The 24,199-nt window shown below is 64.2% G+C and carries 26 protein-coding genes; 14 read left to right on the forward strand and 12 right to left on the reverse strand.

What is annotated here, in order from left to right; translation table 11 throughout:
• Window positions 1-49: 49 nt before the first annotated feature.
• On the reverse strand, window positions 50-187 hold the full coding sequence (locus tag KMZ29_RS21110; RefSeq protein WP_215621030.1) for a hypothetical protein: 138 nt from the start codon (window positions 185-187) through the stop codon (window positions 50-52).
• A gap of 74 nt (window positions 188-261) precedes the next feature.
• Between KMZ29_RS21110 and KMZ29_RS21115 the strand changes: the two genes are divergently transcribed.
• The 6 genes from KMZ29_RS21115 (at window position 262) to KMZ29_RS21140 (ending at window position 10,276) form a co-directional block, all read left to right on the forward strand.
• Window positions 262-1,266 (forward strand): AAA family ATPase, encoded by a 1,005-nt coding sequence (locus KMZ29_RS21115; RefSeq protein WP_215621031.1) that lies wholly within the window; start codon window positions 262-264, stop codon window positions 1,264-1,266.
• The gene (locus tag KMZ29_RS21120; protein WP_215621032.1) at window positions 1,266-2,210 is read left to right on the forward strand and encodes a DUF58 domain-containing protein; all 945 of its coding nucleotides are present in this window, start codon (window positions 1,266-1,268) and stop codon (window positions 2,208-2,210) included. Before KMZ29_RS21115 ends, KMZ29_RS21120 begins: the two co-directional genes overlap by 1 nt.
• On the forward strand, window positions 2,210-5,011 hold the full coding sequence (locus tag KMZ29_RS21125) for a DUF4159 domain-containing protein (protein WP_215624356.1): 2,802 nt from the start codon (window positions 2,210-2,212) through the stop codon (window positions 5,009-5,011). Before KMZ29_RS21120 ends, KMZ29_RS21125 begins: the two co-directional genes overlap by 1 nt.
• 10 nt (window positions 5,012-5,021) lie before the next feature.
• Entirely contained in the window at window positions 5,022-7,085 is a 2,064-nt protein-coding gene (locus KMZ29_RS21130) for a hypothetical protein (protein WP_215621033.1), read from the forward strand.
• A 266-nt stretch (window positions 7,086-7,351) separates the two neighbouring features.
• Window positions 7,352-7,759: a DUF2946 family protein gene (locus KMZ29_RS21135; protein ID WP_215621034.1), complete on the forward strand. Its 408-nt coding sequence runs from the start codon at window positions 7,352-7,354 to the stop codon at window positions 7,757-7,759.
• Window positions 7,760-7,891: 132 nt separating this feature from the next.
• Complete coding sequence (locus KMZ29_RS21140) at window positions 7,892-10,276, forward strand: TonB-dependent receptor (protein WP_215621035.1); 2,385 nt, start codon at window positions 7,892-7,894, stop codon at window positions 10,274-10,276.
• 166 nt (window positions 10,277-10,442) lie between these two features.
• Here KMZ29_RS21140 and KMZ29_RS21145 read toward each other — a convergent pair whose 3' ends face one another.
• The 3 genes from KMZ29_RS21145 to KMZ29_RS21155 form a co-directional block, all read right to left on the reverse strand.
• Window positions 10,443-10,955, reverse strand: coding sequence for a GNAT family N-acetyltransferase (locus tag KMZ29_RS21145; protein ID WP_215621036.1), 513 nt, complete (start codon window positions 10,953-10,955; stop codon window positions 10,443-10,445).
• 70 nt (window positions 10,956-11,025) lie between these two features.
• Window positions 11,026-11,961 (reverse strand): glycosyltransferase family 2 protein, encoded by a 936-nt coding sequence (locus KMZ29_RS21150; RefSeq protein ID WP_215621037.1) that lies wholly within the window; start codon window positions 11,959-11,961, stop codon window positions 11,026-11,028.
• Window positions 11,962-12,023: 62 nt separating this feature from the next.
• Entirely contained in the window at window positions 12,024-12,509 is a 486-nt protein-coding gene (locus KMZ29_RS21155; protein ID WP_215621038.1) for an NUDIX domain-containing protein, read from the reverse strand.
• 149 nt (window positions 12,510-12,658) lie between these two features.
• On the opposite strand from KMZ29_RS21155, the gene KMZ29_RS21160 reads away from it, so the two are divergent.
• Entirely contained in the window at window positions 12,659-13,549 is an 891-nt protein-coding gene (locus KMZ29_RS21160) for a metallophosphoesterase family protein (RefSeq protein ID WP_215621039.1), read from the forward strand.
• An 85-nt stretch (window positions 13,550-13,634) separates the two neighbouring features.
• Here the strand turns inward: KMZ29_RS21160 and KMZ29_RS21165 are convergent, their stop codons facing one another.
• From KMZ29_RS21165 to KMZ29_RS21175, 3 genes are all read right to left on the reverse strand, one after another.
• Window positions 13,635-14,195 (reverse strand): hypothetical protein, encoded by a 561-nt coding sequence (locus KMZ29_RS21165; RefSeq protein WP_215621040.1) that lies wholly within the window; start codon window positions 14,193-14,195, stop codon window positions 13,635-13,637.
• A gap of 238 nt (window positions 14,196-14,433) precedes the next feature.
• On the reverse strand, window positions 14,434-14,643 hold the full coding sequence (locus KMZ29_RS21170) for a DUF4170 domain-containing protein (RefSeq protein WP_215615167.1): 210 nt from the start codon (window positions 14,641-14,643) through the stop codon (window positions 14,434-14,436).
• Window positions 14,644-14,664: 21 nt separating this feature from the next.
• Window positions 14,665-16,302, reverse strand: coding sequence for an isocitrate lyase (locus KMZ29_RS21175; protein ID WP_215621041.1), 1,638 nt, complete (start codon window positions 16,300-16,302; stop codon window positions 14,665-14,667).
• Window positions 16,303-16,512: 210 nt separating this feature from the next.
• On the opposite strand from KMZ29_RS21175, the gene KMZ29_RS21180 reads away from it, so the two are divergent.
• The 4 genes from KMZ29_RS21180 (at window position 16,513) to KMZ29_RS21195 (ending at window position 20,710) form a co-directional block, all read left to right on the forward strand.
• On the forward strand, window positions 16,513-17,958 hold the full coding sequence (locus KMZ29_RS21180; protein WP_215621042.1) for a helix-turn-helix domain-containing protein: 1,446 nt from the start codon (window positions 16,513-16,515) through the stop codon (window positions 17,956-17,958).
• Window positions 17,959-18,506: 548 nt separating this feature from the next.
• Entirely contained in the window at window positions 18,507-19,109 is a 603-nt protein-coding gene (locus tag KMZ29_RS21185) for a sll1863 family stress response protein (RefSeq protein WP_215621043.1), read from the forward strand.
• Window positions 19,110-19,301: 192 nt separating this feature from the next.
• Window positions 19,302-19,577 carry a hypothetical protein gene (locus KMZ29_RS21190; protein ID WP_215621044.1) on the forward strand — a complete coding sequence of 92 codons (276 nt, stop codon included), beginning with the start codon at window positions 19,302-19,304 and terminating at the stop codon, window positions 19,575-19,577.
• A 125-nt stretch (window positions 19,578-19,702) separates the two neighbouring features.
• Window positions 19,703-20,710: a dienelactone hydrolase family protein gene (locus KMZ29_RS21195; protein WP_215621045.1), complete on the forward strand. Its 1,008-nt coding sequence runs from the start codon at window positions 19,703-19,705 to the stop codon at window positions 20,708-20,710.
• A 20-nt stretch (window positions 20,711-20,730) separates the two neighbouring features.
• On the opposite strand, the gene KMZ29_RS21200 is transcribed toward KMZ29_RS21195, so the two are convergent.
• Window positions 20,731-20,967: a type II toxin-antitoxin system Phd/YefM family antitoxin gene (locus KMZ29_RS21200; RefSeq protein WP_215621046.1), complete on the reverse strand. Its 237-nt coding sequence runs from the start codon at window positions 20,965-20,967 to the stop codon at window positions 20,731-20,733.
• Window positions 20,968-20,994: 27 nt separating this feature from the next.
• Window positions 20,995-21,387, reverse strand: a complete 393-nt coding sequence (locus KMZ29_RS21205) for a hypothetical protein (RefSeq protein ID WP_369810040.1) — start codon at window positions 21,385-21,387, stop codon at window positions 20,995-20,997.
• Between the two features lie 359 nt (window positions 21,388-21,746).
• On the opposite strand from KMZ29_RS21205, the gene KMZ29_RS21210 reads away from it, so the two are divergent.
• Complete coding sequence (locus tag KMZ29_RS21210; protein WP_249779747.1) at window positions 21,747-22,193, forward strand: hypothetical protein; 447 nt, start codon at window positions 21,747-21,749, stop codon at window positions 22,191-22,193.
• An 82-nt stretch (window positions 22,194-22,275) separates the two neighbouring features.
• Here KMZ29_RS21210 and KMZ29_RS21215 read toward each other — a convergent pair whose 3' ends face one another.
• A complete protein-coding gene (locus KMZ29_RS21215) occupies window positions 22,276-22,518 on the reverse strand; it encodes a hypothetical protein (protein ID WP_215621048.1) in 243 nt (80 codons plus the stop codon).
• A 268-nt stretch (window positions 22,519-22,786) separates the two neighbouring features.
• On the opposite strand from KMZ29_RS21215, the gene KMZ29_RS21220 reads away from it, so the two are divergent.
• The gene (locus KMZ29_RS21220) at window positions 22,787-23,026 is read left to right on the forward strand and encodes a hypothetical protein (RefSeq protein ID WP_215621049.1); all 240 of its coding nucleotides are present in this window, start codon (window positions 22,787-22,789) and stop codon (window positions 23,024-23,026) included.
• Between the two features lie 151 nt (window positions 23,027-23,177).
• On the forward strand, window positions 23,178-23,519 hold the full coding sequence (locus KMZ29_RS21225) for a copper-binding protein (protein ID WP_249779748.1): 342 nt from the start codon (window positions 23,178-23,180) through the stop codon (window positions 23,517-23,519).
• A gap of 89 nt (window positions 23,520-23,608) precedes the next feature.
• Here the strand turns inward: KMZ29_RS21225 and KMZ29_RS21230 are convergent, their stop codons facing one another.
• The gene (locus KMZ29_RS21230; protein ID WP_215621050.1) at window positions 23,609-23,788 is read right to left on the reverse strand and encodes a hypothetical protein; all 180 of its coding nucleotides are present in this window, start codon (window positions 23,786-23,788) and stop codon (window positions 23,609-23,611) included.
• A 185-nt stretch (window positions 23,789-23,973) separates the two neighbouring features.
• Window positions 23,974-24,144 carry a hypothetical protein gene (locus KMZ29_RS21235; RefSeq protein WP_215621051.1) on the reverse strand — a complete coding sequence of 57 codons (171 nt, stop codon included), beginning with the start codon at window positions 24,142-24,144 and terminating at the stop codon, window positions 23,974-23,976.
• Window positions 24,145-24,199 lie beyond the last annotated feature (55 nt).

Raw genomic sequence — 24,199 nt, forward strand, 5'->3', positions numbered from 1 at the left:
AAGTCCGGTGGTGTTCGTCCCGGACGAGTTCCGCCCGTCGATTCCCGGATCAGGTCGCCACATCGTGATGCCGTTCATACCCCGAAATGCCGATAAAGTGGGGATAGTTTAATTCAACGAATACATGGCCTTCGCATAAGTTTAGCATGGGGTTGGCGGCATGATCGCGCAAGCGGCGGCGTTTCATGCACGGCTTTCCACGCGACGCTTTCCACGTAAGGGCTGCTTTCCACGTAAGGGCTTGGGTCCAGGGAGAACCAGATGGCTGGCGCAGACGGTGTCGAAAAACTCGAGGACGTGATCGTGCGTTCGGCCGAACAGGTCGCCGGTCAGATCCGGGCAGCGAAGGATGCGATTTCCACCGTTATCTTCGGCCAGGACCGGGTGGTCGAAAACACCCTGGTGACGATCCTGTCCGGCGGGCACGCGCTGCTGATCGGCGTGCCCGGCCTCGCCAAGACCAAGCTGGTCGAAACCCTGGGGATCACGCTCGGGCTCGACGCCAAGCGCATCCAGTTCACGCCGGACCTGATGCCGTCGGATATTCTCGGCGCCGAGGTGCTGGACGAGAGCAGTTCCGGCAAGCGCTCGTTCCGCTTCATCGCAGGTCCGGTATTCGCGCAATTGTTGATGGCCGACGAAATCAACCGCGCCAGCCCGCGCACCCAGTCGGCGCTGCTGCAGGCCATGCAGGAACAGCACATCACGGTTGCGGGCGCGCGCCATGATCTGCCGAAACCGTTCCACGTGCTGGCGACGCAAAACCCGCTGGAACAGGAAGGCACCTATCCGCTGCCGGAAGCGCAGCTCGATCGCTTCCTGATGGAGATCGACGTCGACTACCCCGATCGCGACGCCGAGCGGCGCATCCTGTTCGAAACCACCGGCGCCGAGGAGACGCTGGCCAAGGCCGCCATGAACGCCGAGATCCTCATCGCCGCGCAACGGCTGGTGCGGCGGCTGCCGGTCGGCGATTCCGTCGTCGAAGCGATCCTGTCGCTGGTGCGCTCCGCGCGTCCGGGAGACGAAGGCGGCGAGGCCGGCAAGCTGATCGCCTGGGGACCGGGTCCGCGCGCCAGCCAGTCGCTGATGCTCGCGGTCCGCGCCCGTGCATTGCTCGACGGACGCCTGGCGCCCTCGATCGACGACGTGCTCGATCTGGCGGAACCCGTTCTCAAGCACCGCATGGCGCTGACCTTCTCCGCCCGCGCCGAAGGTCGCACCATTCCCGACGTGATCAGGCAACTGAAGACCCGGATCGGTTGATGGCCACGGAAATCGAGCACCGAGGTGGAGAGATCACAGCAATCCGACGTGCCGATGGCGAAAGCCGAACGCTCGCCGCATCGCTGCCGCGCCTCGTGCTTGAAGCCCGCCGCATCGCCGCCAATGTGATCCACGGCCTGCATGGACGGCGGCGCGCCGGCGCCGGCGAGAGTTTCTGGCAATACCGCCGCTTCGTTTCCGGCGAGCCGTCGCAGAACGTCGACTGGCGGCGCTCGGCGCGCGACGACCATCTCTATGTCCGCGAACAGGAATGGGAGGCCGCACATACGGTGTGGCTGTGGCCGGACCGTTCGCCGTCGATGGCCTTCGCCTCCAGACAGGCGCGCGACAGCAAGCTGGAACGCGGGCTGATCGTGAGCTTCGCGCTCGCCGAGCTATTGGTCGCGGGCGGCGAACGCGTCGGCATTCCCGGCCTGATGAATCCGACCGCGAGCCGCAGCGTGATCGACAAGATGGCGCAGGCGATGCTGCATGACGATACCGCGCGGCCCAGCCTGCCGCCGTCGTTCGTGCCCTCGGCGCTGGCCGAAATCGTGGTGCTGTCGGATTTCTGGTCGCCGATGTCCGAGATCAGAACCATCCTTGCCGGACTGTCGGCATCCGGCGCGCATGGCACGCTGGTGCAGATCGTCGACCCGGCTGAAGAAAGTTTCCCCTATTCCGGCCGCATCGAATTCGTCGAGCCGGAAGGCGGCGGCGTCATCACCGCGGGCCGCGCCGAACGATGGGCCAGCGATTACGTGGCCCGGGTGGCGCTGCATCGCGACGAGATTCGCGCCGAGACCAACAAGCTCGACTGGTTGTTCTCGACCCATACCACCAGCCGCTCGGCCGCCGAACTGCTGCTGTTCCTGCATTCCGGCATGATGGTGAGCAAGGGCAGCGCGCGCGGCTCCACCGTCAAAGTGGGGCGGCGGGCATGATCGCCGGGCTCCCCCTCTCGTTCGCCGAACCGTTCCTGCTGCTGGGCCTGCTGAGCCTGCCCGCGCTGTGGTGGCTGTTGCGGGTGATGCCGCCGAGGCCGCGGCGCATCGAGTTTCCGCCGACACGGCTGCTGTTCGACATCGCACCGAAGGAAGAAACCCCCTCGCGCACCCCATGGTGGCTGACCGCCTTGCGGCTCGCCGCCGCGGCGCTGGTTATCCTGGCCGCCGCAGGGCCGATCTGGAATCCGCAAACCGGGACCGCCGGCTCCAGCGCGCCGCTGGTAATCCTGCTCGACGACGGCTGGAGCGCGGCTTCGAGCTGGGACAGCAGGGTCAAGGCCGCCGACGAACTGATCGCGAATGCCGACAACGACCGGCGCGGCGTCGCACTGGTGCCGCTGTCGGAGCCTGCCCGCGACATCACATTGATGCCGGGCGGCACGGCGCGGGTGGCGTTGCGCCAGCTGGCGCCCAAACCCTATTCGATCGAGCGGGTGGAAACCCTGCCCGCCATCGAGCGTTTCCTGAAAGCCACCGGCGACAGCGAAATCGCCTGGCTGTCCGACGGTGTCGATACCGGACGCGGACCGGAATTTCTCGAAGGCCTCGGCAAGGCGATCGGGGACCGTGCGCTGACCATTTACGACAGCGGCACCTCACCCCCGCTCGCCTTGGTCGCGGCCGAGAATGCCGCGGCGAAGATGACGGTGAAGGTGCTGCGCGCCGGCGGCGGCGGCATTGCCGCGGGCGTCGTGCGCGCGATCGACCAGAAGGGTTCGCCGATCGGCGAGGCGCGTTTCGGCTTCGCGCCGCAGGATCGCGAGACCGAAGCGTCGTTCGATCTGCCGGTCGAGTTGCGCAACGACATCGCGCGGCTCGAAATATCGGGCGAGCGGTCGGCCGGCGCGGTGCAACTGCTCGACAAGCGTTGGCGCCGCCGCGCCATCGGCGTCGTCACCGGATCGACCAGCGATACCGCGCAGCCGCTGCTCGCCTCGATGTTCTATCTCACCCGCGCGCTGGCGCCGTTCGCCGACGTGCGGCTGGGCGATCGCGGCGCGCCGCAACAGGCGATCACGCAGTTCCTCGACCAGAAGCTGCCGATGATCGTGATGGCGGATGTCGGCACGCTGTCGCCTGAAATTCGCGAGCGCCTCAACGCGTGGGTCGAACAGGGCGGCGTGCTGGTGCGTTTCGCCGGGCCTCGTCTGGCGCAGGCCGACGACGATCTGGTGCCGGTCAAACTGCGCCGCGGCGGACGCAGCCTCGGCGGCAGCCTCACCTGGGAAAAGCCGCAGCATCTGGCGTCGTTTCCGGCCGACGGACCGTTCGCGGGCCTCGTGGTGCCGAAGGACGTCACCGTCAGCCGCCAGGTGCTGGCCGAACCGGATGCGGCGCTGGCGACCAGGAGCTGGGCCTCGCTGGAGGACGGCACGCCGCTGGTGACCGGCGAACATCGCGGCAAGGGCGTCGTCAGCCTGTTTCATGTCAGCGCCGACATGCGCTGGTCCGACCTGCCGATGTCCGGCAGCTTCGTCGAAATGCTGCGGCGGATCGTCGATGTGTCCGGCTACACCTCTACGCCCGGCGCGGGCGAAGCCAAGGTGGAAACGGTGGCGCCGCTGCGCACGCTCGACGGCTTCGGCGCGTTCGGGCCGCCGCCGTCGACGGCGAAGCCGCTGCCCGCCGACTTCCGCGACCGCGCCACGCCGGAACATCCGCCAGGCTTCTATGGTCCGGCCGATGGTCCGCTGGCGGTGAACGCGCTGGCCGCGGCCGACCGCATCGCGCCGCTCGATACCTCCTCGCTGCGCGCGCGGCACGCCAGCTACACCAATGCCGAGCCGCGCGATCTCAGGGGAATTCTGCTGGCGTCCGCGCTGGCGTTGTTCCTGATCGATGCCGTGATCGTCGCATTGCTCGGCGCCGGCATCGCTGCGCTGCTGCGGCGGCGCGCAGTGACGGCCGCACTGGCCTTCGCCTTCGCCCTGTCGACGATGGTGGCGACGCCGTGGCCGGCGCAAGCCGACAATAACGACGATTTCGCCATCAAGGCGGTTTCGCAAACCCGGCTGGCGTATGTCGTCACCGGCAATGCCGACGTGGATTCCATCGTCAAAGCGGGCATGGCCGGGCTGACGCTGTTTCTGGCGCAGCGCACGGCGCTCGAGGCCGGGGACCCCGTCGGGGTGGATCCGGCGCGCGACGAACTGGCGTTCTTCCCGTTGATCTACTGGCCGGTGATGCCCGGCGCGCCAAAGCCGCCGCAGGATGCCATCAACCGCATCGACGCCTACATGAAGCAGGGCGGCACCGTGATATTCGACACCCGCGACGCCATCGAGGCGCCGCCGGGGCCCAACGGCGCGTCGCAGACGCCGGGAATGCTGGCGCTGCGCAGCATCCTCTCCTCGCTCGACGTTCCCGAGCTCGAGCCGGTGCCGCGCGAGCACGTGCTGACCAAGACCTTCTATCTGCTGCGCGACTTTCCCGGCCGGTTCAGCTCGGGGCAGACCTGGGTCGAGACCTTGCCGCGCGACGAGGACGACGAGGCCGCCTCGAGGCCGGCCCGCGGCGGCGACGGCGTCTCGCCGATCATCATCACCTCGAACGATCTGGCCGGCGCATGGGCCCTGCGCCCGGACGGCCAGCCGATGCTGCCGCTGACGCCGGGCGAACCGCGGCAGCGCGAATTCGCCTTCCGCGCCGGCGTCAACATCGTGATGTACACGCTGACCGGCAACTACAAGGCCGACCAGGTGCATGCGCCGGCGCTGATCGAACGGCTCGGGCAGTAGGGGCGAGAGCATGCAATACAGCATCGCATTCACGCCCCTCGTTCCCAGTTACGTGCTGTGGTTCGCGCTGGCCGCCATCGCCGTGATCGCGGTGCTGCTGTTGCTCGGCCGCGCCCGGGGGGCGGCGGTGCGCGTGACCGCGCTGGCGCTGGTCTTGCTGGCGCTGGCCAACCCGTCATTCACCCGCGAGGACCGCGAGCCGCTGTCGTCGGTCGCCGCCGTCGTGATCGACAAGAGCCCGAGCCAGAATTTCGGCGAGCGCACCCGCGAAACCGAAAAGGCGCGCGAGGCGCTGGTCGACAGCCTGAAGAAGATCCGGGGACTCGAGGTGCGCGTCGTCGAAGCCGGCCAGGCCGACGGCGAAACCGACGGCACGCGGCTGTTCGGCGCGCTGGCCTCGGCGCTGTCGGACGTTCCGGTCGATCGCGTCGCCGGCGCCTTCCTGATCACCGACGGACGGGTGCACGACATCCCCGCCAATGCCGCGGCGGTCGGATTCCAGGCTCCCGTGCATGGGCTGATCACCGGGCGCAAGGACGAACGCGACCGGCGCATCGCGATCTCGGCCGCGCCGCGCTTCGGCATCGTCGGACAGGCCCAGACCATCACCTACCGGCTGGACGATCAGGGCGTCAGCGGCGACCGCGCCAGGGTCGTGGTGCGCCGCGACGGCGAAGTCATCAACGAACGCACCGTGCTGAGCGGCCAGACCGTTAATGTCGAGATCGACATCAAGCATGCCGGCCCCAACATCGTCGAGATCGAGGCTTCCCCGCTCGCCAACGAACTGACGCTGGTCAACAACCGCGCCGTGGTGGCAATCGACGGCGTGCGCGACAAATTGCGGGTGCTCCTGGTCTCCGGCGAGCCGCATTCCGGCGAGCGCACCTGGCGCAACCTGTTGAAGTCCGACGCCAGCGTCGATCTCGTGCATTTCACGATTCTGCGCCCGCCGGAGAAGCAGGACGGCACACCGATCAACGAACTCAGCCTGATCGCGTTTCCGACCCGCGAACTGTTCCAGCAGAAGATCAACGAATTCCAGCTGATCATCTTCGACCGCTACGCCCGCCAGGGCGTGCTGCCGATCGCCTATTTCGACAATATCGCGCGCTATGTGCGCGCCGGCGGCGCGGTGCTGGTGTCGGCGGGCCCGGACTACGCCTCGACCACGAGCATCTGGCGCACGCCGCTGGATTCGGTGCTCCCGGCCGAACCGGTCGGCGTCACCGAGAAACCGTATTACGCGCATTTGAGCGACGCCGGCAAACGCCATCCGGTGACGCGCGGGCTGGAGGGCTCGGGCGCCGAGCCGCCGCGCTGGAGCCGGTTCTTCCGCACCGTCGAGACCCGCAACGCCATCAGCCCGCCCGTCATGACCGGTGCCGACGGCAAGCCGCTCTTGCTGCTGTCGCGGTTCGGCGAAGGCCGCGTCGCGCTGCTGTTGTCGGACCATATCTGGCTGTGGGCGCGCGGCTATGAGGGCGGCGGGCCGCACCTCGATCTGCTGCGGCGAACCTCGCACTGGCTGATGAAGCAGCCTGACCTCGACGAAGAAGCGTTGCGGCTTCAAATCAGCGGCAAGGATCTGGTGGTGCTGCGCCAGACCATGGCCGACAGCGTGACGCCGGTGACCGTGACTTCGCCCTCAGGCGCAACGCGCGAGTTGACGCTGAGTGTCGGCGAACCCGGCACCTGGCGCTCGACCATCCCCGCCAACGAGCTCGGCCTCTGGCAGGCCACCGACGGCACGCTGAAAGCGCTGATCAATGTCGGTCCGACCAACCCCAAGGAGTTTTCGGAAGTCACGTCCACCACCGACATGCTGAAGCCGCTGGCGCAGGCCACCGGCGGCGACGCGCGGCGCGTGGTCGACGGCGCCAGCATCGACCTGCCGCGCATCGTGCCGGTGCGCGCATCCGGCATCTTCCGCGGCGACGGCTGGATGGGCGTGAAGATGCGCGACGCCAGCGTCGTCAAGGGCGTCGGCGTGCTGCCTGTCTTCGCCGGCCTGATCGGCCTGTTGCTGCTGCTCGGCGCGTTCGCCGCTACCTGGCTGCGCGAGGGACGCTGAGCACAGAGCCTTTTCGGTTCTGATTAAATCAGAACCGAGGCTCCAGTTTTTTGTCTTGACGCGTTTTCTTTACGCGAGCCGGTATCCACTTCGCTCGAAAACGCTTTGGCCACTCGCAGGCGTTGCGTGAATCACACAGGCTTGGCGAATTCGCTCCATCCGCCGATTGCCTACGGTTGACACCCCGCCGTCACCCCTGATGTTATATTATAACATTGGGGCGGACCGAGATGTCTTGGTCCCCCCGATGCAAGGCGTCTGTCGGCATGAAGTGGTTCCGCTCGAACATCAAACACGGCTCGCGGCTGGCGCTGCTGGCGCTGGCGCTGCAGTTCGTGCTGCCGTTCGGGCATTTCCATGAGGCCGCGGCGCAGACGGCGCCGACAATTCAGTCGGTCGCGACGCAGTCCGACATTACTTCCGCCCTCGTCGCACCAGATGCAGCCGACAGCACTGCACAGCCTGCATCCCATCCGGAGCCCGACCGACAATCCGGCGATGCCTGCGCGGTCTGCGCCGTCATCGCGCTGGCGCGCACGGCCCTGTTTGCGACGCCGCCGATCCTGCTGCTGCCGCAAGCGGTCGATTTTCTCCACCTGACCACCGACGCCGAGTTCATCCATCTGAACTCCGCCCGGCTTGCCTTCCAGCCTCGCGCTCCCCCCGCCTCCTGACGATTGCTTGATGCCGTCCCGAGGATCGCCGCGTCATGCGCGGCGCCCCGGGACAAATCGAAATCGGTCCGTCGCCCATCGACGGTAAGGCTGCCTCCGAATTCCGGTCGCAGCCTGTCAGGATCGGGACAAATGACAATCCAAAGAAGACGAGCACTCTACATCAATGGAGCAAGCTGGCTGCTATTATGCGCGATGGGTAACGGCGCGACAGCTCAGGACGCGACTCCGGCGCCACCGTCCACGCAGCTGCCGGAAATCACCGTGACCGCGCCGAGCCCGATTCAGCGGCGCAAGCCGGTGGTCGCCTCGCGAACGCCCGTACGCGGCGCACGCGCGGTTCCCGCCCCTGATCGCGAGCCGGCGCCACAGCCGGCTGCTGTCGCAGCCGCACCCCAGCAGGGCGTGCTGCCTGTCGTCACCGATCAATTCGCAACGGTCACCGTGGTGCCGAACGAGGAAATCCGCAGGGCGGGCGGCGCCACGCTCGGCGATCTCCTGTTCTCCAAGCCCGGCATTACCGGCTCGAGCTTCGCGCCCGGCGCTTCAAGCCGGCCGATCATCAGGGGTCTCGACAACAATCGCGTCGGCATCGTCGAAAACGGTGTCGGCGGCGGCGGCGTCTCCGACCTCGGCGAAGATCATTTCGTGCCGATCGATCCCCTGGCGACCAGCCAGGTCGAAGTGGTGCGCGGCCCCGCGGCGTTGCGTTACGGCTCGACCTCGATCGGCGGCGTGGTCAGCGCGGCGAACAACCGGATTCCGGAAGCGCTGCCCTCCTGCGCGGCGGCCCCTTTCCAGAGCTATGGCCTGCCGGTCAAGGCGCCACTGGCGACTGTGTCGTCGCCGGGCTGCGTGACGGTCGAGACGCGAACCGCCGTCAGTTCGGTCGATCGTGGCGTCGAAGGCGGCATTCTGCTCGATGCCGGCGGCGGCAATTTCGCTGTTCATGCCGACGCCTATGGCCGCAAGGCCGGCGACTACAACATCCCGGGCTATCCGTATCTGTTCGACCAGACCCGGCCGGTCAACGGCCGTCAGCCCAATTCGTCGACGCAGGCCGACGGCGCGTCGATCGGCGGCTCCTATATCTTCCACGGCGGCTTCATCGGCGCCGCGATCACGCAGAACGACGCGCTGTATCGCATCCCCGGCATCGACGGTGCGGACCACCAGACCCGCATCGACGCGCGTCAGACCAAGTTTTCAGCCAAGGGCGAATACCGGCCGGATGCGGCGGCGATCGAGGCCGTCAGGTTCTGGGCCGGCGCCACCGACTACAAGCACAACGAGATCGGGCTTGCCGACCCGCTCGATCCGGTAACGCTCGGCATCCGGCAGACCTTCACCAGCAAGGATCAGGAAGGCCGCGCCGAACTGCAGATGATGCCGTTCGACGCCCGCTTTGCGACAGTCACGACGGCATTCGGCTTGCAGGCCGGACATCAGGATCTGACCGCCTCAAGTCCGGACGACCCGGGCAGCCCGTTCAACGGATTGTACGATCCCAACAAGAACAACCGGGTCGCCGGCTACGTCTTCAACGAGCTGAAATTCAGCGAGACCACCAAGGCACAGATTGCCGGGCGCATCGAGCGCGTCGATCTCTCTGGAACAACGCCGGCATTCGTGCCCGACGTATTCGACGTCAACGTCGACCCTGCCAGTATTGGTCCTGCCACGCCGCGCAATCTGCATTTCACGCCGAAAAGCGCGAGCGTAGGCTTGATCCAGAATCTGCCGTGGGACCTGGTTGCCAGCATCACCGGTCAATACGTCGAACGCGCGCCCAAACCGGCCGAGCTGTTCTCGCGCGGCGCACATGATGCGACCGCCACTTTCGATATCGGCAATCCCAATCTCGGCATCGAAACGGCAAAATCGATCGAGGTCGGGCTGCGGCGGGCGACTGGACCGTTGCGATTCGAACTCACCGGCTACTACACGAAGTTCAACGGCTTCATATACCGCCGACTGACCGGCAATACCTGCGACGAGGCGGCTTGCGTGGATATCGCCGATCCGAACCAGCTCGAGCTGAACCAGGCGAGATACTCACAGCGCGACGCCACCTTCCGCGGCGGCGAATTCCAGAGCCAGCTCGACGTCGGACCGCTGCATGGCGGCATCTGGGGCATTGAGAACCAGTTCGATGTCGTTCGCGCCACCTTCGCCGACGGCAGCAACGTTCCCCGCATTCCGCCGCTGCGCGTCGGCGGCGGCGTGTTCTGGCGCGACGCCAACTGGCTGATGCGCGTCAACCTGCTGCACGCCTTCGCGCAGAACGATATCGCCGCGATCGGCGAGACGCCGACCGCGGGCTATAATCTGTTGAAGGCGGAGGTCAGCTACAAGACCAAACTCGATGCGAGCTGGTTCGGCGCGCGCGAGATGACGGTCGGTCTCGTCGGCAACAATCTGTTGAACGAGAATATCCGCAACTCGGTCTCCTACACCAAGGACGAGGTGCTGTTACCGGGCATCGGCGTGCGGGCGTTTGCGAATTTGAAGTTCTAGAGCCTTTTCCGTTCCGATTGAATCGGAACGGGGCTCTATCTTTTTGTTTTGACGCGTTTTCTTCACGCGAACCGGTATCCATTTCGCTTGAAAACGCTCTAACGAGCATGACACCCGCTCCCCGCTTGCGTCGCAAGCGGGGAGAGGTGAAGGCGTGCCGTCGGTGCTACTTCGCCATGCTCCAGTCCGGACGGACCGCTCCGGACACATCGGTGAACGCGCCTTCAACCAGTTCGGCGACCAGCAGGCGGTTGTAATCCACCGGACCCGGCATGGTCGCCCGTCCCTTCGGAACCGGCTTGAAGCCGACGCGGCTGTAATAGGCTTCGTCGCCGACCAGGAGCACGAGGCGATGGCCCTTGGCCTTGGCGTCCTTCAGCGCGCGATCCAATAGCGCGCGGCCGACGCCGCGGCTGCGAAACGGCGGTTCGACCGTCAACGGCCCCAGCAGCAAAGCCGGCGTGTCGCCGATGCAGATCGGCAATTGCCGCACCGAGCCGACCAGTAGCGTGCCGATCCGGGCCGTGAACGACAGGTCGAGCAGGTGATCGACGTGCTCGCGCAGCCGGTAGGCGCTCAACACGAAGCGGCCGGGCCCGAACGTGCGCTGGTGCAGGCGCTCGATCGGCAGCGCGTCGCTGGCAGTCTCGGCCAATATTGTCAGTGAGAGGTCGCTCATGTTGAGGCGCGGGATAGCATCTGGCGGACGCCCGGTCCATCGTCCCGCCCGCGTTAAATTGTTGGCCGTTTCAGTTCTTTTTCAGGGGAGCTTGAGACAAATAGGCCAGGAGCTTCATCTCGCGGCGTCCCCGCGTCACGGTATCGAGCACCAGTCCCGACGACAGCGACAGCATCGCCACAATCATCAGCCCCATCGACAGCACCGCGGTCGGCAGGCGCGGAACGATGCCTTGCTCGAGATAGGTGACGACGACGGGGATCGCGAGGCCGATCGAAACCAGCGTCAGAAAAACGCCGATCGCGGAAAAGAACCGCAGCGGCTTTTCCGAGCGATACAGCTTCAGGATCGTGCCGAGAATCCGGAAACCGTCGCGCCAGGTGTTGAGCTTGCTGAACGAGCCCTCCGGACGGGCGTAATAGGGCGTCTCAACCTCGGCGACCGGCAGCGCCAGCTCGAGCGCGTGCACGCTGAGCTCGGTCTCGATCTCGAAGCCGTCCGACAGCACCGGAAAGGATTTGACGAAGCGCCGCGAGAACACGCGATAGCCGGAGAGAATATCCTTGAAGGCCTGACCGAATACCGACGACAGGAAGCTGGTCAGCATCCAGTTGCCGGTGCGATGGCCGGGCCGATAGGCCGCCACCGCCTGATCGACGCGAAAGCCCACCACCATGTCGAGATGGTCCGACAGCAGCAGTTCGATCATGCGCGGGGCGCTGGCGGCATCATAGGTCGCGTCGCCATCGACCAGCACGTAGATGTCGGCGTCGACATCGGCGAACATCCGCCGCACCACGTGGCCCTTGCCCTGACGGCGCTCGCTGCGCACCTCGGCGCCCGCCTCGCGCGCCACCGCGATGGTGCGATCCGACGAATTATTGTCGTAGACGAAGATCTTGGCCGTCGGCAGCGCCTTGCGAAAATCGGCGACGACGGTCGCGACCGCGGCTTCCTCGTTGAAGCACGGCACCAGAACCGCAATCCGCATCGTGGGTGGTATCATCGCTGGACGATCAGCCGAATCAGGTTAGTCATGACATTCAAGCTTCTACCGGTTGCCGCTCGCTAGCGCCACGTGGCGATCGGCTCCGTTCCCTCAAGCACTTCCGCTATCCGCAGGCGGGTGCCCCGGGTCGTCTCCTCCGGCAATGCGGCGGCGTCGAAGAAACCGCTGGCGACGATCTCGTGGTTGGGCTCGGGCAGGCGGTCCTGCCTGAAATGTCGGACCACGTAGACGGCAACGTGATCCCGCGGGGAAATGTGGTTGTTGAAGAACAGGCCGTGCAGCGCCGGATCACCGGTCAGCTCGATCCGCCCCTCCTCCGCCAGCTCGCGGCGCAGCGCGTCGCGGACGGTTTCGCCGGTTTCGACGCCTCCGCCCGGCAGATGCCAGCCCGAGACGTAGCTGTGGTGGACCAGAAACACCCTGTCGTCGCCGTCCAGCACCACGGCGCGGACCCCGAGCGTCATGCCGCGGGCGAACCGCCAATAGAGATGGAAAACCCGCCGCAGCGCCGGCTCGAACCTCCTTCGCAACTTCTGCAGTGTCATCGCCGCCGAACTCTCGAATATCGGGATATCGCGTTTGATCCTTGCGCCGCTGCGGCCGGCTTGCCAATACTTTCCATGATTTCACAGGATACCACGGGATGATCGCGCAGCGGCCCGCTCGCACAGGCCACGGAAGCGGACGCTAGGCGATGGCGGCATTTACGCTCGCCCATCTGTCCGATCCGCATCTGCCGCCGATGCCCGTGCCGCGGCTGCGCGATCTCGCGGGCAAACGCGTGTTCGGCTATCTCAACTGGCGGCGCAACCGGCAAGACGTGCATCGGCGCGACGTGCTCGACGCGCTGGTCTCGGACCTGCAGGCGCAGTCGCCGGACCAGATCGCGGTGACCGGCGATCTCGTCAATATCGCGCTGGAAGCGGAGTTTGCGCCGGCCCGCGCCTGGCTGGAAAGCGTCGGCACGCCGGATCGCGTCACCGTCATCCCCGGCAATCACGACACCTATGTTCGCGCCACCCAACATCGCTTTGCCGAAGCCTGGGGAAGTTATCTCCGCAGCGACGGGGCCCCCGATGGCAGCGTCACGTTTCCGTCGCTGCGCCGGCGTGGTCCGCTGGCGCTGATCAGCACGTCCACGGCGGTCCCGACGCCGCCCTTGATGGCGACCGGACGGCTCGGCCGCGACCAGCTCGAGGCGCTGGAGCGCATGCTGGCGGGGCTCTCGGCCGAACAGGCGTTCCGGGTGCTGCTGATCCATCACCCCTTGCGCTCGGATTCCCATATCAAGCGGCTGACCGATTCCGCTGATCTGCTCGCGCTCTTGAAGCGGCACAGCGTGGAGCTGATCCTGCACGGGCATGACCACGTGCATTCGACGATCTGGATCGACGGGCCACAGGGGCAAATTCCCGTCGTCGGCGTGCCGTCGGCATCCGCGGTGGCGCATGGCCGCTATCCGGCCGCCGCCTATAATCTGTTTTCGATCGCGCGCGACGGTGGAGCATGGCGATGCGAGCAGACCGTGCGCGGCATCGACGAAAATCAGCGGGTCCGCGAGATCAGGCAGATCCGGCTGATCTAACTCGTCATTGCGAGGAGCGACAGCGACGAAGCAATCCACTTCTCGAAACAGATGGATTGCTTCGCTTTCGCTCGCAATGACGGTTTCACAAATTGCGCAAGGCCGCAAACAGCGCCAATCCAAACAGCGCGATCGCGCCGGCGAGGAAGCCGAGCACGAAGGTCCAGAAGCCGATGCGGCGCGGCTTTTCGACGACTACCGGCGCCGGCGCCGGCGTCGCGACCAGCGCGTGTTCGCGCTCGATCATGCGGCGGGCAATGTAATCGGTCACGGCGTCGACAATGGCGGCGACGTCGTGGGATTCGGCGAGCACGATGCGGCCGAATCTCGTATCCTGCACGAAGCGGTAGATGCGCTTGTCGCGCCCCATCACGACATGGGCGACCACGTCGATCCACAGCCGCGGCGTATCGCCCTGGCTGATGCCGCGGTCGAACAGGTCGACCTGCGCCGGGACCTGCGCGAACAGCGGCTCCAGCGCGTCGTTGAGAATTTCGAGCCGGGCCACTTCGGCGTCGCGGAGATCGACCACGACCCCGGTACGGTCGGCGGCCTCGATCCGCGCCTGCCGCAAGGCATCGCGCAGACGAAGTGGACGGTTATTGCTGACGGCAGCATTACTCCCGGTACTTTGCGCGTCTGACATCCGCTTGATCGCCTTTGTCCTGAGGTTCCCAGGCGTTAACCTATCAGCAACCACGTTTTCCGCAAAGGTTGTTTGTTCCCAAAGGGTTATCCATTCGGTGAGACCCAGGCGACGGCGCGGGGCCTCCTTCTCCCTCTGCGCGCAAGCGGGGCGAGGTCTCAAGACAGAACGGCCCCACCCGGAAAGCCGGATGGGGCCGCTATCGTCCTTGGACGTCTTCTTCTTAAGCCGTGAGGCCTCAGGCCGAGACGCGGGCGGGCTCTTCCACGATCGAGAAGCGCACGCCGGCCTTGTGGCGGTTCTCTTCCGAGACCTCCCGCCAGCAGTCCTCGGCTTCCTTGCGGGTCTTGAACGGACCTTTGACCTGGGCCGAGCCTTCCACGAGCTTGTGGAAGTTCATCGAGCCGAACTCGCCGCCAATCACCCAGAAATTGCTGCCTTTGGTCATGATAGTCTCCTGGTGTTACCGTTAGCCGAACTGGTTCATCGTGTTGTGGGCCCCACCCGCCTTCAGAGCGGCTTCACCGGCGAAATATTCCTTGTGATCGTCGCCGATATCGGAGCCGGCCATGTTCTGATGCTTGGCGCAGGCGATACCCTGACGAATCTCCTGGCGCTGAACATTCTTCACATAGCCCAGCATGCCCTGCTCGCCGAAATACTCCTTCGCGAGATTATCAGTCGACAGAGCTGCCGTATGATAGGTCGGCAACGTGATCAGATGGTGGAAGATGCCAGCACGCTTTGCTGAATCGGCCTGGAAGGTGCGGATGCGCTCGTCGGCTTCAATGGCCAGCGGCGTATCGTCGTATTCCGGCTTCATCAGGTCGGCCCGATTGTACTTGCTGACATCCTTGCCGGCTTCCTTCATCGCGTCGTAGACCTGCCAACGGAAATTGAGCGTCCAGTTGAACGAGGGCGAGTTGTTGTAGGCCAGCTTCGCGTTCGGAATGACCTCGCGAATGCGGTCGACCATCTTGGCGATCTGCTCGATATGCGGCTTCTCGGTTTCGATCCACAGCAGGTCAGCGCCGTTCTGCAGCGAGGTGATGCAGTCGAGCACGCAACGATCTTCGCCGGTGCCGGCGCGGAACTGATAGAGGTTGCTGGCAAGCCGCTTCGGACGCATCATCTTGCCGTTGCGGTTGATGATGACATCGCCATTCCTGGCATTGGCGGCTGTCACTTCCTCGCAATCCAGGAAGCTGTTGTACTGATCGCCGAGGTCGCCGGGCTTGTGGCTCACGGCGATTTGCTGCGTGAGACCGGCACCCAGCGAGTCGGTGCGGGTCACGACGATGCCGTCTTCGACGCCCAGTTCGAGGAAGGCATGGCGGCAGGCCCGGATCTTCGCCAGGAACACCTCGTGCGGCACGGTCACCTTGCCGTCCTGGTGGCCGCACTGCTTTTCGTCGGAGACCTGATTTTCGATCTGCAGAGCGCACGCACCTGCTTCAATCATCTTCTTTGCGAGCAGATAGGTCGCCTCCGCATTGCCAAAACCGGCGTCGATGTCGGCGATGACGGGCACGACATGCGTCTGGAAATTGTCGACCTTTTCGATCAACGCCTTTTCCTTCGCCTGGTCGCCTGCCTTGCGGGCGGCGTCGAGCGCGCGGAAGATATCGTTGAGCTCACGGGAGTCCGCCTGACGGAGGAAGGTGTAGAGCTCTTCGATCAGCGCCGGCACCGAGGTCTTCTCGTGCATCGACTGATCGGGAAGCGGTCCGAACTCGGAGCGAAGTGCTGCGATCATCCAGCCGGACAGATACAGATAGCGACGATCGGTCTTGCCGAAATGCTTCTTGATCGAAATCAGCTTCTGCTGCGCGATGAAGCCATGCCAGCAACCGAGCGACTGGGTGTACTTGGTGGGATCGGCGTCATAGGCAGCCATATCGCTGCGCATCAGCGCCGCGGTGTACCGGGCGACGTCCAGGCCGGTCTTGAAGCGGTTCTGCAGACGCATGCGCGCCACGGCTTCGGCGGTGACGCCGTTCCAGGTCGGCTGGGTCTTGAGGAGCGCCTCGGCAGCTCCAACCTCGCTCAGATAGGAAGCCGGTCCCTGGATGGCCTGGTCAATGATCCCACGTGGCTGGTAGTTCATGTGCGTGATCCTTTCGGTGGCGAACCTGTCTTCGCCAGTCTTTCAATCGACATTCGTGACAGTGCATTGCGAAACGTGGCCAGAGCTAAACGCCAAACTTCCTAATTCGTATAGATAGCTTGTCATCTAATGGTGATGTGATGTAACATACGAACATGTCATAGATGTCATTTTGTCATTTTTGTCACAAAATGAGTCAGGAAGGCTGCCATGGCCAGTGATTCCGGAAAGAAACTGTTCGTCGGCCCCCGCTTCAGGCGCATCCGCCAGCAACTCGGCCTGTCGCAGACCCAGATCGCCGAGGGGTTGGGCATTTCCCCGAGCTATATCAACCTGATAGAGCGAAACCAGCGCCCGGTGACGGCGCAGATCCTGCTCCGGCTGGCGGAGACCTATGACCTCGATCTGCGCGATCTCGCCACCGCCGACGAGGACCGCTTCTTCGCCGAACTGAACGAGATCTTCTCCGATCCCTTGTTCCGGCAGATCGACCTGCCGAAGCAGGAATTGCGCGATCTCGCCGAATTGTGCCCGGGCGTCACACATTCATTACAGCGCCTCTACGCCGCCTATACCGAGGCTCGCCGCGGCGAGACCCTGGTCGCGGCGCAAATGGCCGACCGCGACGAGGGCGCGCGCTTCGAGGCCAATCCGATCGAGCGCGTACGCGACCTGATCGAGGCCAACCGCAATTATTTTCCCGAACTCGAAACCGCCGCGGAAAACCTGCGCGACGAGCTGAGCGCAGCGACCGAGGAATTGTTTTCCGCCCTCGCCACGCGCTTGCGTGAAAAGCATTCCGTGGTCACCCGTATCATGCCGGTCGACGTCATGCGCGAGACGCTGCGGCGGTTCGACCGGCATCGCAGGCAACTCCTGATCTCCGAACTGGTCGACGGCCCCGGCCGCGCGTTCCAGCTCGCGTTCCAGATCGGCCTTTCCGAATGCGGCGGCATTTTCGATGCCATCGTCGGCCGCGCCGGCCCGCTCGACGACACGCCGCGCCGGCTCTACCGGATTACGCTGGCAAATTATTTCGCCGCCGCCGCGATGATGCCCTACCAGGCATTCCACGGCGCGGCGGAATCGTTGAGCTACGACGTCAACGTGCTGGCGCAGCGCTTCAACGCCGGTTTCGAGCAGGTCTGTCATCGCCTGACCACGCTGCAGCGGCCCAATGCGCGCGGCGTGCCGTTCTTCATGCTGCGCGTCGACAATGCCGGCAACGTCTCCAAGCGGTTTTCTTCCGGCACCTTCCCGTTCTCGAAATTCGGCGGCACCTGTCCGCTGTGGAACGTGCACTCGACCTTCGACACACCGGACCGGCTGCTCAAGCAGGTGATCGAACTGCCCGACGGCAACAGGTATTTCTCGATCGCGCAGATGGTGCGCCGCCCGGTGGCGCCGCACCCGCAGCCGCAGCCTCGTTTCGCGATCGGCCTCGGCTGCGAAATCCGCCATGCCTCGCGCCTGGTCTACGCCACCGGCATGGATCTGGAAAAAGCCGAGGGCACTCCGATCGGCGTCAACTGCCGGCTCTGCGAACGCGAAAACTGCAGCCAGCGCGCCGAGCCGCCGATCACCCGCACACTGATCCTGGACGAGAACACGCGGCGGGTGAGTTCGTTTGCGTTCTCCAATGCAAGGGAGTTGTAGAGGGCAAGCACTCGAAACCGCAACTCGTCGTCCCTGCGAACGCACTATTGCATGCACACATCTCAAAAACCGAATCTAAAACAGGGACTTAGATGACCCCCTGTTTTGGACCGATCTCGGGCTGGGTTGCGCGGGGATCATTGAAAAGACTCGCACTTTTCTCGGATGCGGCGAGCCGACCAAAAGATGTGTGCATGCAATAGTGCGAACGCAGGGACCCATACGCCGTGCCGCCTGTTTTGAAACGACGCTGTCGGACGGCTTGCACAATCGTTGGCGGCTGTAGTTATGGGTCCCTGCGTTCGCACGGACGACGTAGAGTTTGTCGCGCGAGTTACCAATTCAATTCTCAATCTGCAGACACACCTTCGCACCCCGGCGGCGCGAAGCGCCCGGGCTGTGCAAGGAGTTTCGCCCCAAGTGAAGGCGTGGGGAACCGGGCGGATCCGGGCTGCGCCGGCTGCCGTTGATCCACGTCAAGAAGAACGACATTCGGCGGACTAGTCTCTGCGACGGGCGGGCGTCCGGAAAGTTCATGGAGACGAGTAATGAGCACGCAAGGCAATGTTCACTTCTTCACCAACTGGGCCAAGGAGCGGCTCGATGAAATGGACGCCACGCTGACGTCGCTGCAGGGCAAGGCCGCCGAGGTGCAGGCCGATGCGCGCGACCGGGCCGGCAAGGTTCTGGCCGAGTTAGCCAAGAGTCGTGATGCCTTCCGCGAAGCCGTGAAGAAACAGGCAGGCGCCAGCGAAGCGGCCTGGGCCAGCGCCAAGACCAGGATGGAAGCGGACTGGAGCGCCTTCGAGGCGGAGGTGCAGAAATATGTCGAGAATTACGGCGAGCAGTTCGAGCTGCGGCAGGCGACATTCAAGCAACAGGCCGAGGCCCAAGTGAAATCGTGGCGCGAGGCGGCCGACAAGCTTGCCGCCGCCGCCGGCGAATTCGCCGCCGAACGCCGCGGCGAAATCGAGGCCAATGTGAAGCGCATGCAGAGCGATGCGGCTGCGGCGGAGGAAAAGCTCCGGAAGCTGAACGAGGCGGGAAGCCAGTCATGGTCGGCCCTCACCGCCGCCCTGACGGAAACGCGCAACGTGTTCGATCGCGCCAACCAGGCGGCACAGGAGGCGTTCAAGCGAGCCGTCAGCTGATCCGGAGTTGACGCGATTGCAGCGAGGCCACGAACCGGGTTCGATTTTGAGCAATAAAAATTGAAGTCGATTAGAGATGCGCGGTCTCGGGCGCTCTGGAATTTACCACGATCGACGACGGCAGATTGCCAAGCCGAACGTTTCACGCTACCGCGAACTACCTGCCCGAGCTTGCGAGCGAGGAGCAAGACAATGAAATCGCTTTTTATCAGATCATTGCTGCTGGCCGCCCTGACCTTTACCGGCGCGACCGCATGTTTCGCGCGCTGGCCGGAATATTCCGGATACTGGGTCGTCGGCAATTACGCGACCAGGAAATGCGAGATCGTGACCTCCAACCCGGTCATCGATGGCGTCGTCATCTGGTTCTCGAGCGGCCCCTATAAATCGCTCGACGACGCCAAGCTCGCCCGCACCACCATTCGCGAGTGCCCGCCGGAGCCCGCCGCTTCACCGGCATCCAACTGACCCGGACCGGCCGCGCCGACGCGATTTCCGATTGCCTTGCAGAACGGCATTGACCTTTGCCGCCGGATTGCATTCGGTAGCGTAACGCCGGCGGCATCACGAACCGGCGCCGCAAGGGAGTTGTCATGACCACTGTAGATGAGCGCACCGGTCCGCCGCGATTCCGCGACCAGACGGTTGCTTTCGGCGAACTCGGCGCCGGCAGGAACATCGAGATCCCATCCGCGTCGCCGGTCAATTATCATCAGGTCATCAGCAAGCCTGCAGAGATGCCGCGGATCACGATCGACGGCAAATTGTTCATGCCCGCCTCCGGTCAGCGCGCCAGCGCAGGAAAACTGCCGCTGGTCATGATCGTGCCGGGCAGCCTCGGCGTCGCGCCGTCACATGTCGCGCACGCCGAGACGCTCACTTGCGCGGGATTCGCCACTTTCGTTCTCGACAATTTCGGCGCGCGCGGCGTCACCTCCACGGTCGCCAACCAGACGCAGTTCTCGTTCGCCGCCAGCGCCTATGACGTGCTCGCGGCGTGGAAGGTGCTTGCCGCCCTGCCCGGGATCGATGCATCGCGGATCGGCGCGCAGGGACACAGCCGCGGCGGATCGGCGGTGCTGACCGCGGCGACCCGCCGCTTCGCAGACGCCGTGATCGGGCCAGGCCCGGGACTGCAAGGCGTGCTCGCCGCCTATCCCTGGAGCGGACACCAGTTCCGCGATCCCGGCGTCGGCGCCACCGCCGTTCGGGTGCTGATGGGAGATGCGGATGAGTGGTGCTCGCCGATGCAGGTCCAGGCCCATTGCCAGGCGATCCGTCTTGCGGGCGGCGATGTCACGATGCGGCTGGTGGCGGGGGCGCATCACAGCTTCGATCGCGGCACCGCGATCACCGATGTCGCCGACGCCTCGGTTTCACCGGCGGCTCCGACCGCCTACATCGCCGACGACGGCGCGCTGATCCATCCGACCCGCGACGCGCCCGATCCCGCACTCACCGATCGCGACCTGATGGTCCATGCGCTGAAGGCCGGCTACGGACGAAAGGGCGCCAAGATCGGCAGCCGCGACGGCGAAGCCGAATTGTTCCGGGCGGACATGCTGGCGTTCTGGGAGCGCGTGCTGGGCAAGCCCGCCTGATCACGCGCGCGAGGTCAGCTTTACCTTGCGGGCACGCGTGAAGAGACGATCGCCCGAACCCTTTCGTCGGACAACTCGGCCGTCGCAAAGCTGCGGCGGCGCTGCTTGAAGCGGCGGAATTCTTCGTACTCGTCCGGCGCAACGAAATAGCCGGCGATCGATCCGTGAATCGATACCGCCACGGCCTCGCGTTGGACGAGCATTCGGTAGCGGCCGAAATTCCGGGTGAACTCCGAAGCCGGGATGGTGTCAGCCATGTCGATGTATCCTCTTTTTCGGCCAACTCATTGCCTTAGTATCGGATGGTCATTCAGCACATCTTCCCTGATTGATGCGGACTGAATTGCGCGAAGGAGTATCCGTGCTGTCCTCAAATTGTTGGCCTTCACGCACAAGTTCACGATCTGGCGCACGGCGGAATCACGCATCAGGTCATCGGAAATCTTGAATGCGATTTCCATTGCGGCCTTGGCGGCGCGTTCGTAACGTTCGGCCTCGTATGTATTCTTCGTATTGTCCGCGCGGTCAGCGAAGCCACCAACTTTTTCAGCACTATCGGCAGCGGCAGCGCAGATGTCGCGTATCCTGTGCACCGCTTCAATATCGCCGATCGGCCACTGGATGTCTGCATCCCAGATTTCTATGCGCTTGCCCTTGTTGAACCACCACATCGCCATGCCCTGGAATATCTTCAAGCATAGATGGCGGCGACCAATAATCAATCCGCCGGAGCACCCACTGCTCCCCGGCGCTATTGCCCCGCTACGTCCCGCAAGGCGGGACGCCTCACAGTCTTGACCGGCACCAGTCACCATACGGTAGCCGCATACTCAGCGATTGGCAGGAGCGCGGCATCATCGAAAGCAGGCCCAAGGCATTCCCTCGTCACCCATGGCCGGCTCCTTGATTTCGTCCCGAACATTGCGCCAGCGCAAACTCCCGCTTGCGGACGCTCCCTATCTTCCGGTCAGGAAAACCGTTCACGGCCCGCAATGGGTCCGGGAGGATACGCGGCATGTTCACCACCAGATTGTTGATGTCGGGATTGATTGCATTCGGCCTGGCATCGGCCCCGACCGGCGTTGTTGCGGCCGAGCCGCACGCCCACGCCGCAACCGAGAAAATCAGGCTCGACAACGGCAAGAAATGGCCGACCGACGCGGCCTTACGGCGGGGGATGAGCGAGATCCGCACGGCCATGGCGGACGCGCTCGCCCCCATTCATCGCAACAAATTCTCTTCCGAAGACTTCGAGCAGTTGGCCGGACGCGTGCAAGGGCAGATCGATTATGTCACCGCGAACTGCAAGCTGCCCGAGGCGGCCGACCACCAGCTTCACGTCGTTCTGGAACAGATCCTCGACGGCATCGCGATCATGAAGGCGGACAAAGGGCGCGACCAGGGTGCGGTCAAGATCGTGCAGGCGCTCGACCAGTATGGCGCGCACTTCAACCACGCCGGCTGGAAGAAGCTGACGCACTAGGCCACATCAAGCTCGTAGGGCGCGGATCGCGCTGCGCTAGTCCGCCTTACGCCCTACGGCAGAGGTTCGAGAGCGGGCAACATCACTTTTGATCGGCGATGCTCTTGATGATGATGCTCGACAGCCTGACGACGAGGCCTCGAAGCCGGGCGTTCTCCTCGAGTAATGCGAGAACGTCGTTGGCTTTTCCCGCACGCGGTTTATCGGCTCCGTGCCGGACGTTCTCTTCCAGCAACGGCCGAAGATCGTCCATATAGTCGTCACCCAGATGCGGGTTTTTATCGGTGCAATCTCGGTCGCGGTGTGACGGGTACACGATTTCCATGACTGAACTCCAAAAACAAAATCCGTCCTACCCGCGAACACCCTGAATTGAGTCGGGGGCGAATTTGCGACGAAAATGGACCCAAATGGGGGACCGCATTTCGGGAAGCCTGCTGCTGGCCTTTGATGCGCTGCAAAGCGGACCCGGAAACCCTCGATTAACCGTTCGAGTCCACCACTTGCGCTACCTCCGGATGTAGCCAAGTATCGCGTAAAGCGATCGCTGAACCGCCGCGGCGGCGGCGGCTTTCTCAAGAGGTGGAGGTTCGATGAATTATCAAGCGTTCACGAACGACAGCCTTACCATGATGTACGAGGGCGTCCGGGGCGCTCTCGCCTCGGATGATGAACTTGGCGGTTTCGGCGAGGAACGCAGGTTTCGCGTCAGGGAGACCCCGGAATGGAAAGTACACGCCGCGGATCTCGAGTCTGAAATGCTAAGGCGCGGAATGATGTTCGAGGTCATTGATTGGTCAGAAGATCAGGCGACGCTCCCCTTCGGGGAATGAAGCGCTTCGGTATCCCGCGCTGCAGGAAGCGCTCGACCGCCCAAAGGCATCGCCCTGCCCGCCGACGCGCTGGAGAAGATTCTCGATTTCACTGGCCATTCGCCGCCGGCCATGAAGGTTGCCAACGCCCGGCGCGGGAACAAATCCGCTCATGGCGGCTTATCTCAGACGTGCCAACCTTCCGGAGGCTTCCATGAAAATTGCGAAGATCGCCTTGGCGAGTTCCGCGGTGCTCGCTTTGATCGGTTCGGCGACTTTGGCCCAGCAGGTAACGACGGGAACGGGAATGATCACGGTCCTCGACCGGATCCACGGGACCGTCGCGATTCGACAGACGCCAAGCGGCACCGTCGGAGCCAGTACTGGCGGCGTTGCCACCGAGTTCAAGCTCAAGGGCGTCTCGCTGGATGCCTTGCACGCCGGCGACAGGGTCACATTTTCCGCAACCGAAACCGGCGGGATCAAGACCATCACGAAAATCGAGAAACAGTAAGCCGGCATAGCGCACAGGCCGGGGCCAGCCCACCGGGTCCCGCGCAAGGCGCTGCCCGATGAAAGACTCCGGCGCAGCCTACCCCTTCATCATGGGGGAGCGGCGTTAGGTGGAGTCTTGCTTTCCTCCAATTCGTCAATGGATCCGTTTGACAAGCGCTTTGCCCAGCTATCTGCCTGTGTCAGCCAGAAATGCTCGTTTTCATCCGCCATCTTCGCGCGCTGGCGGCAGAACGCTTCGAACGCCCGACAACGTGTGATCGCATCCATCTCAAGCACTCCGCTGCAAAAAGCCCGACGCCGGCCCTTGGGGCGGAGGGCTGGCGTCGGTTCGAACCCGGTCTTGGAGGGGGCACACGACCGGGACCGTCGAACTCCTGTGTCGATACCGCGAGTTCGTATCGAAGAACCCGTCAGGGCGTAACCGTATCGACACAGCGTCCGCACAAATAGCTTCACGTCTTCCGCAGCTTGGCCACTTCATCAGCCAGCAGCTTAAGGATCGCCGGACGATGCGCCTCGTCCTTGCTCTCGAGCAACTTTCGATACAGGGCGATATTCTGCTCGATGACAAACTTGTCCAGATCCGACGGGCCCGCTTGAACACGCTTCCGAACTGATTCCACTCGTCCGCCCGCTCTTGATCTGCGTCAATGGTTGGAGGCCGAATTTCATGTCTTC

The organism is Bradyrhizobium sediminis (assembly GCF_018736085.1).
GTDB classification, from domain to species: Bacteria; Pseudomonadota; Alphaproteobacteria; order Rhizobiales; family Xanthobacteraceae; genus Bradyrhizobium; species Bradyrhizobium sediminis.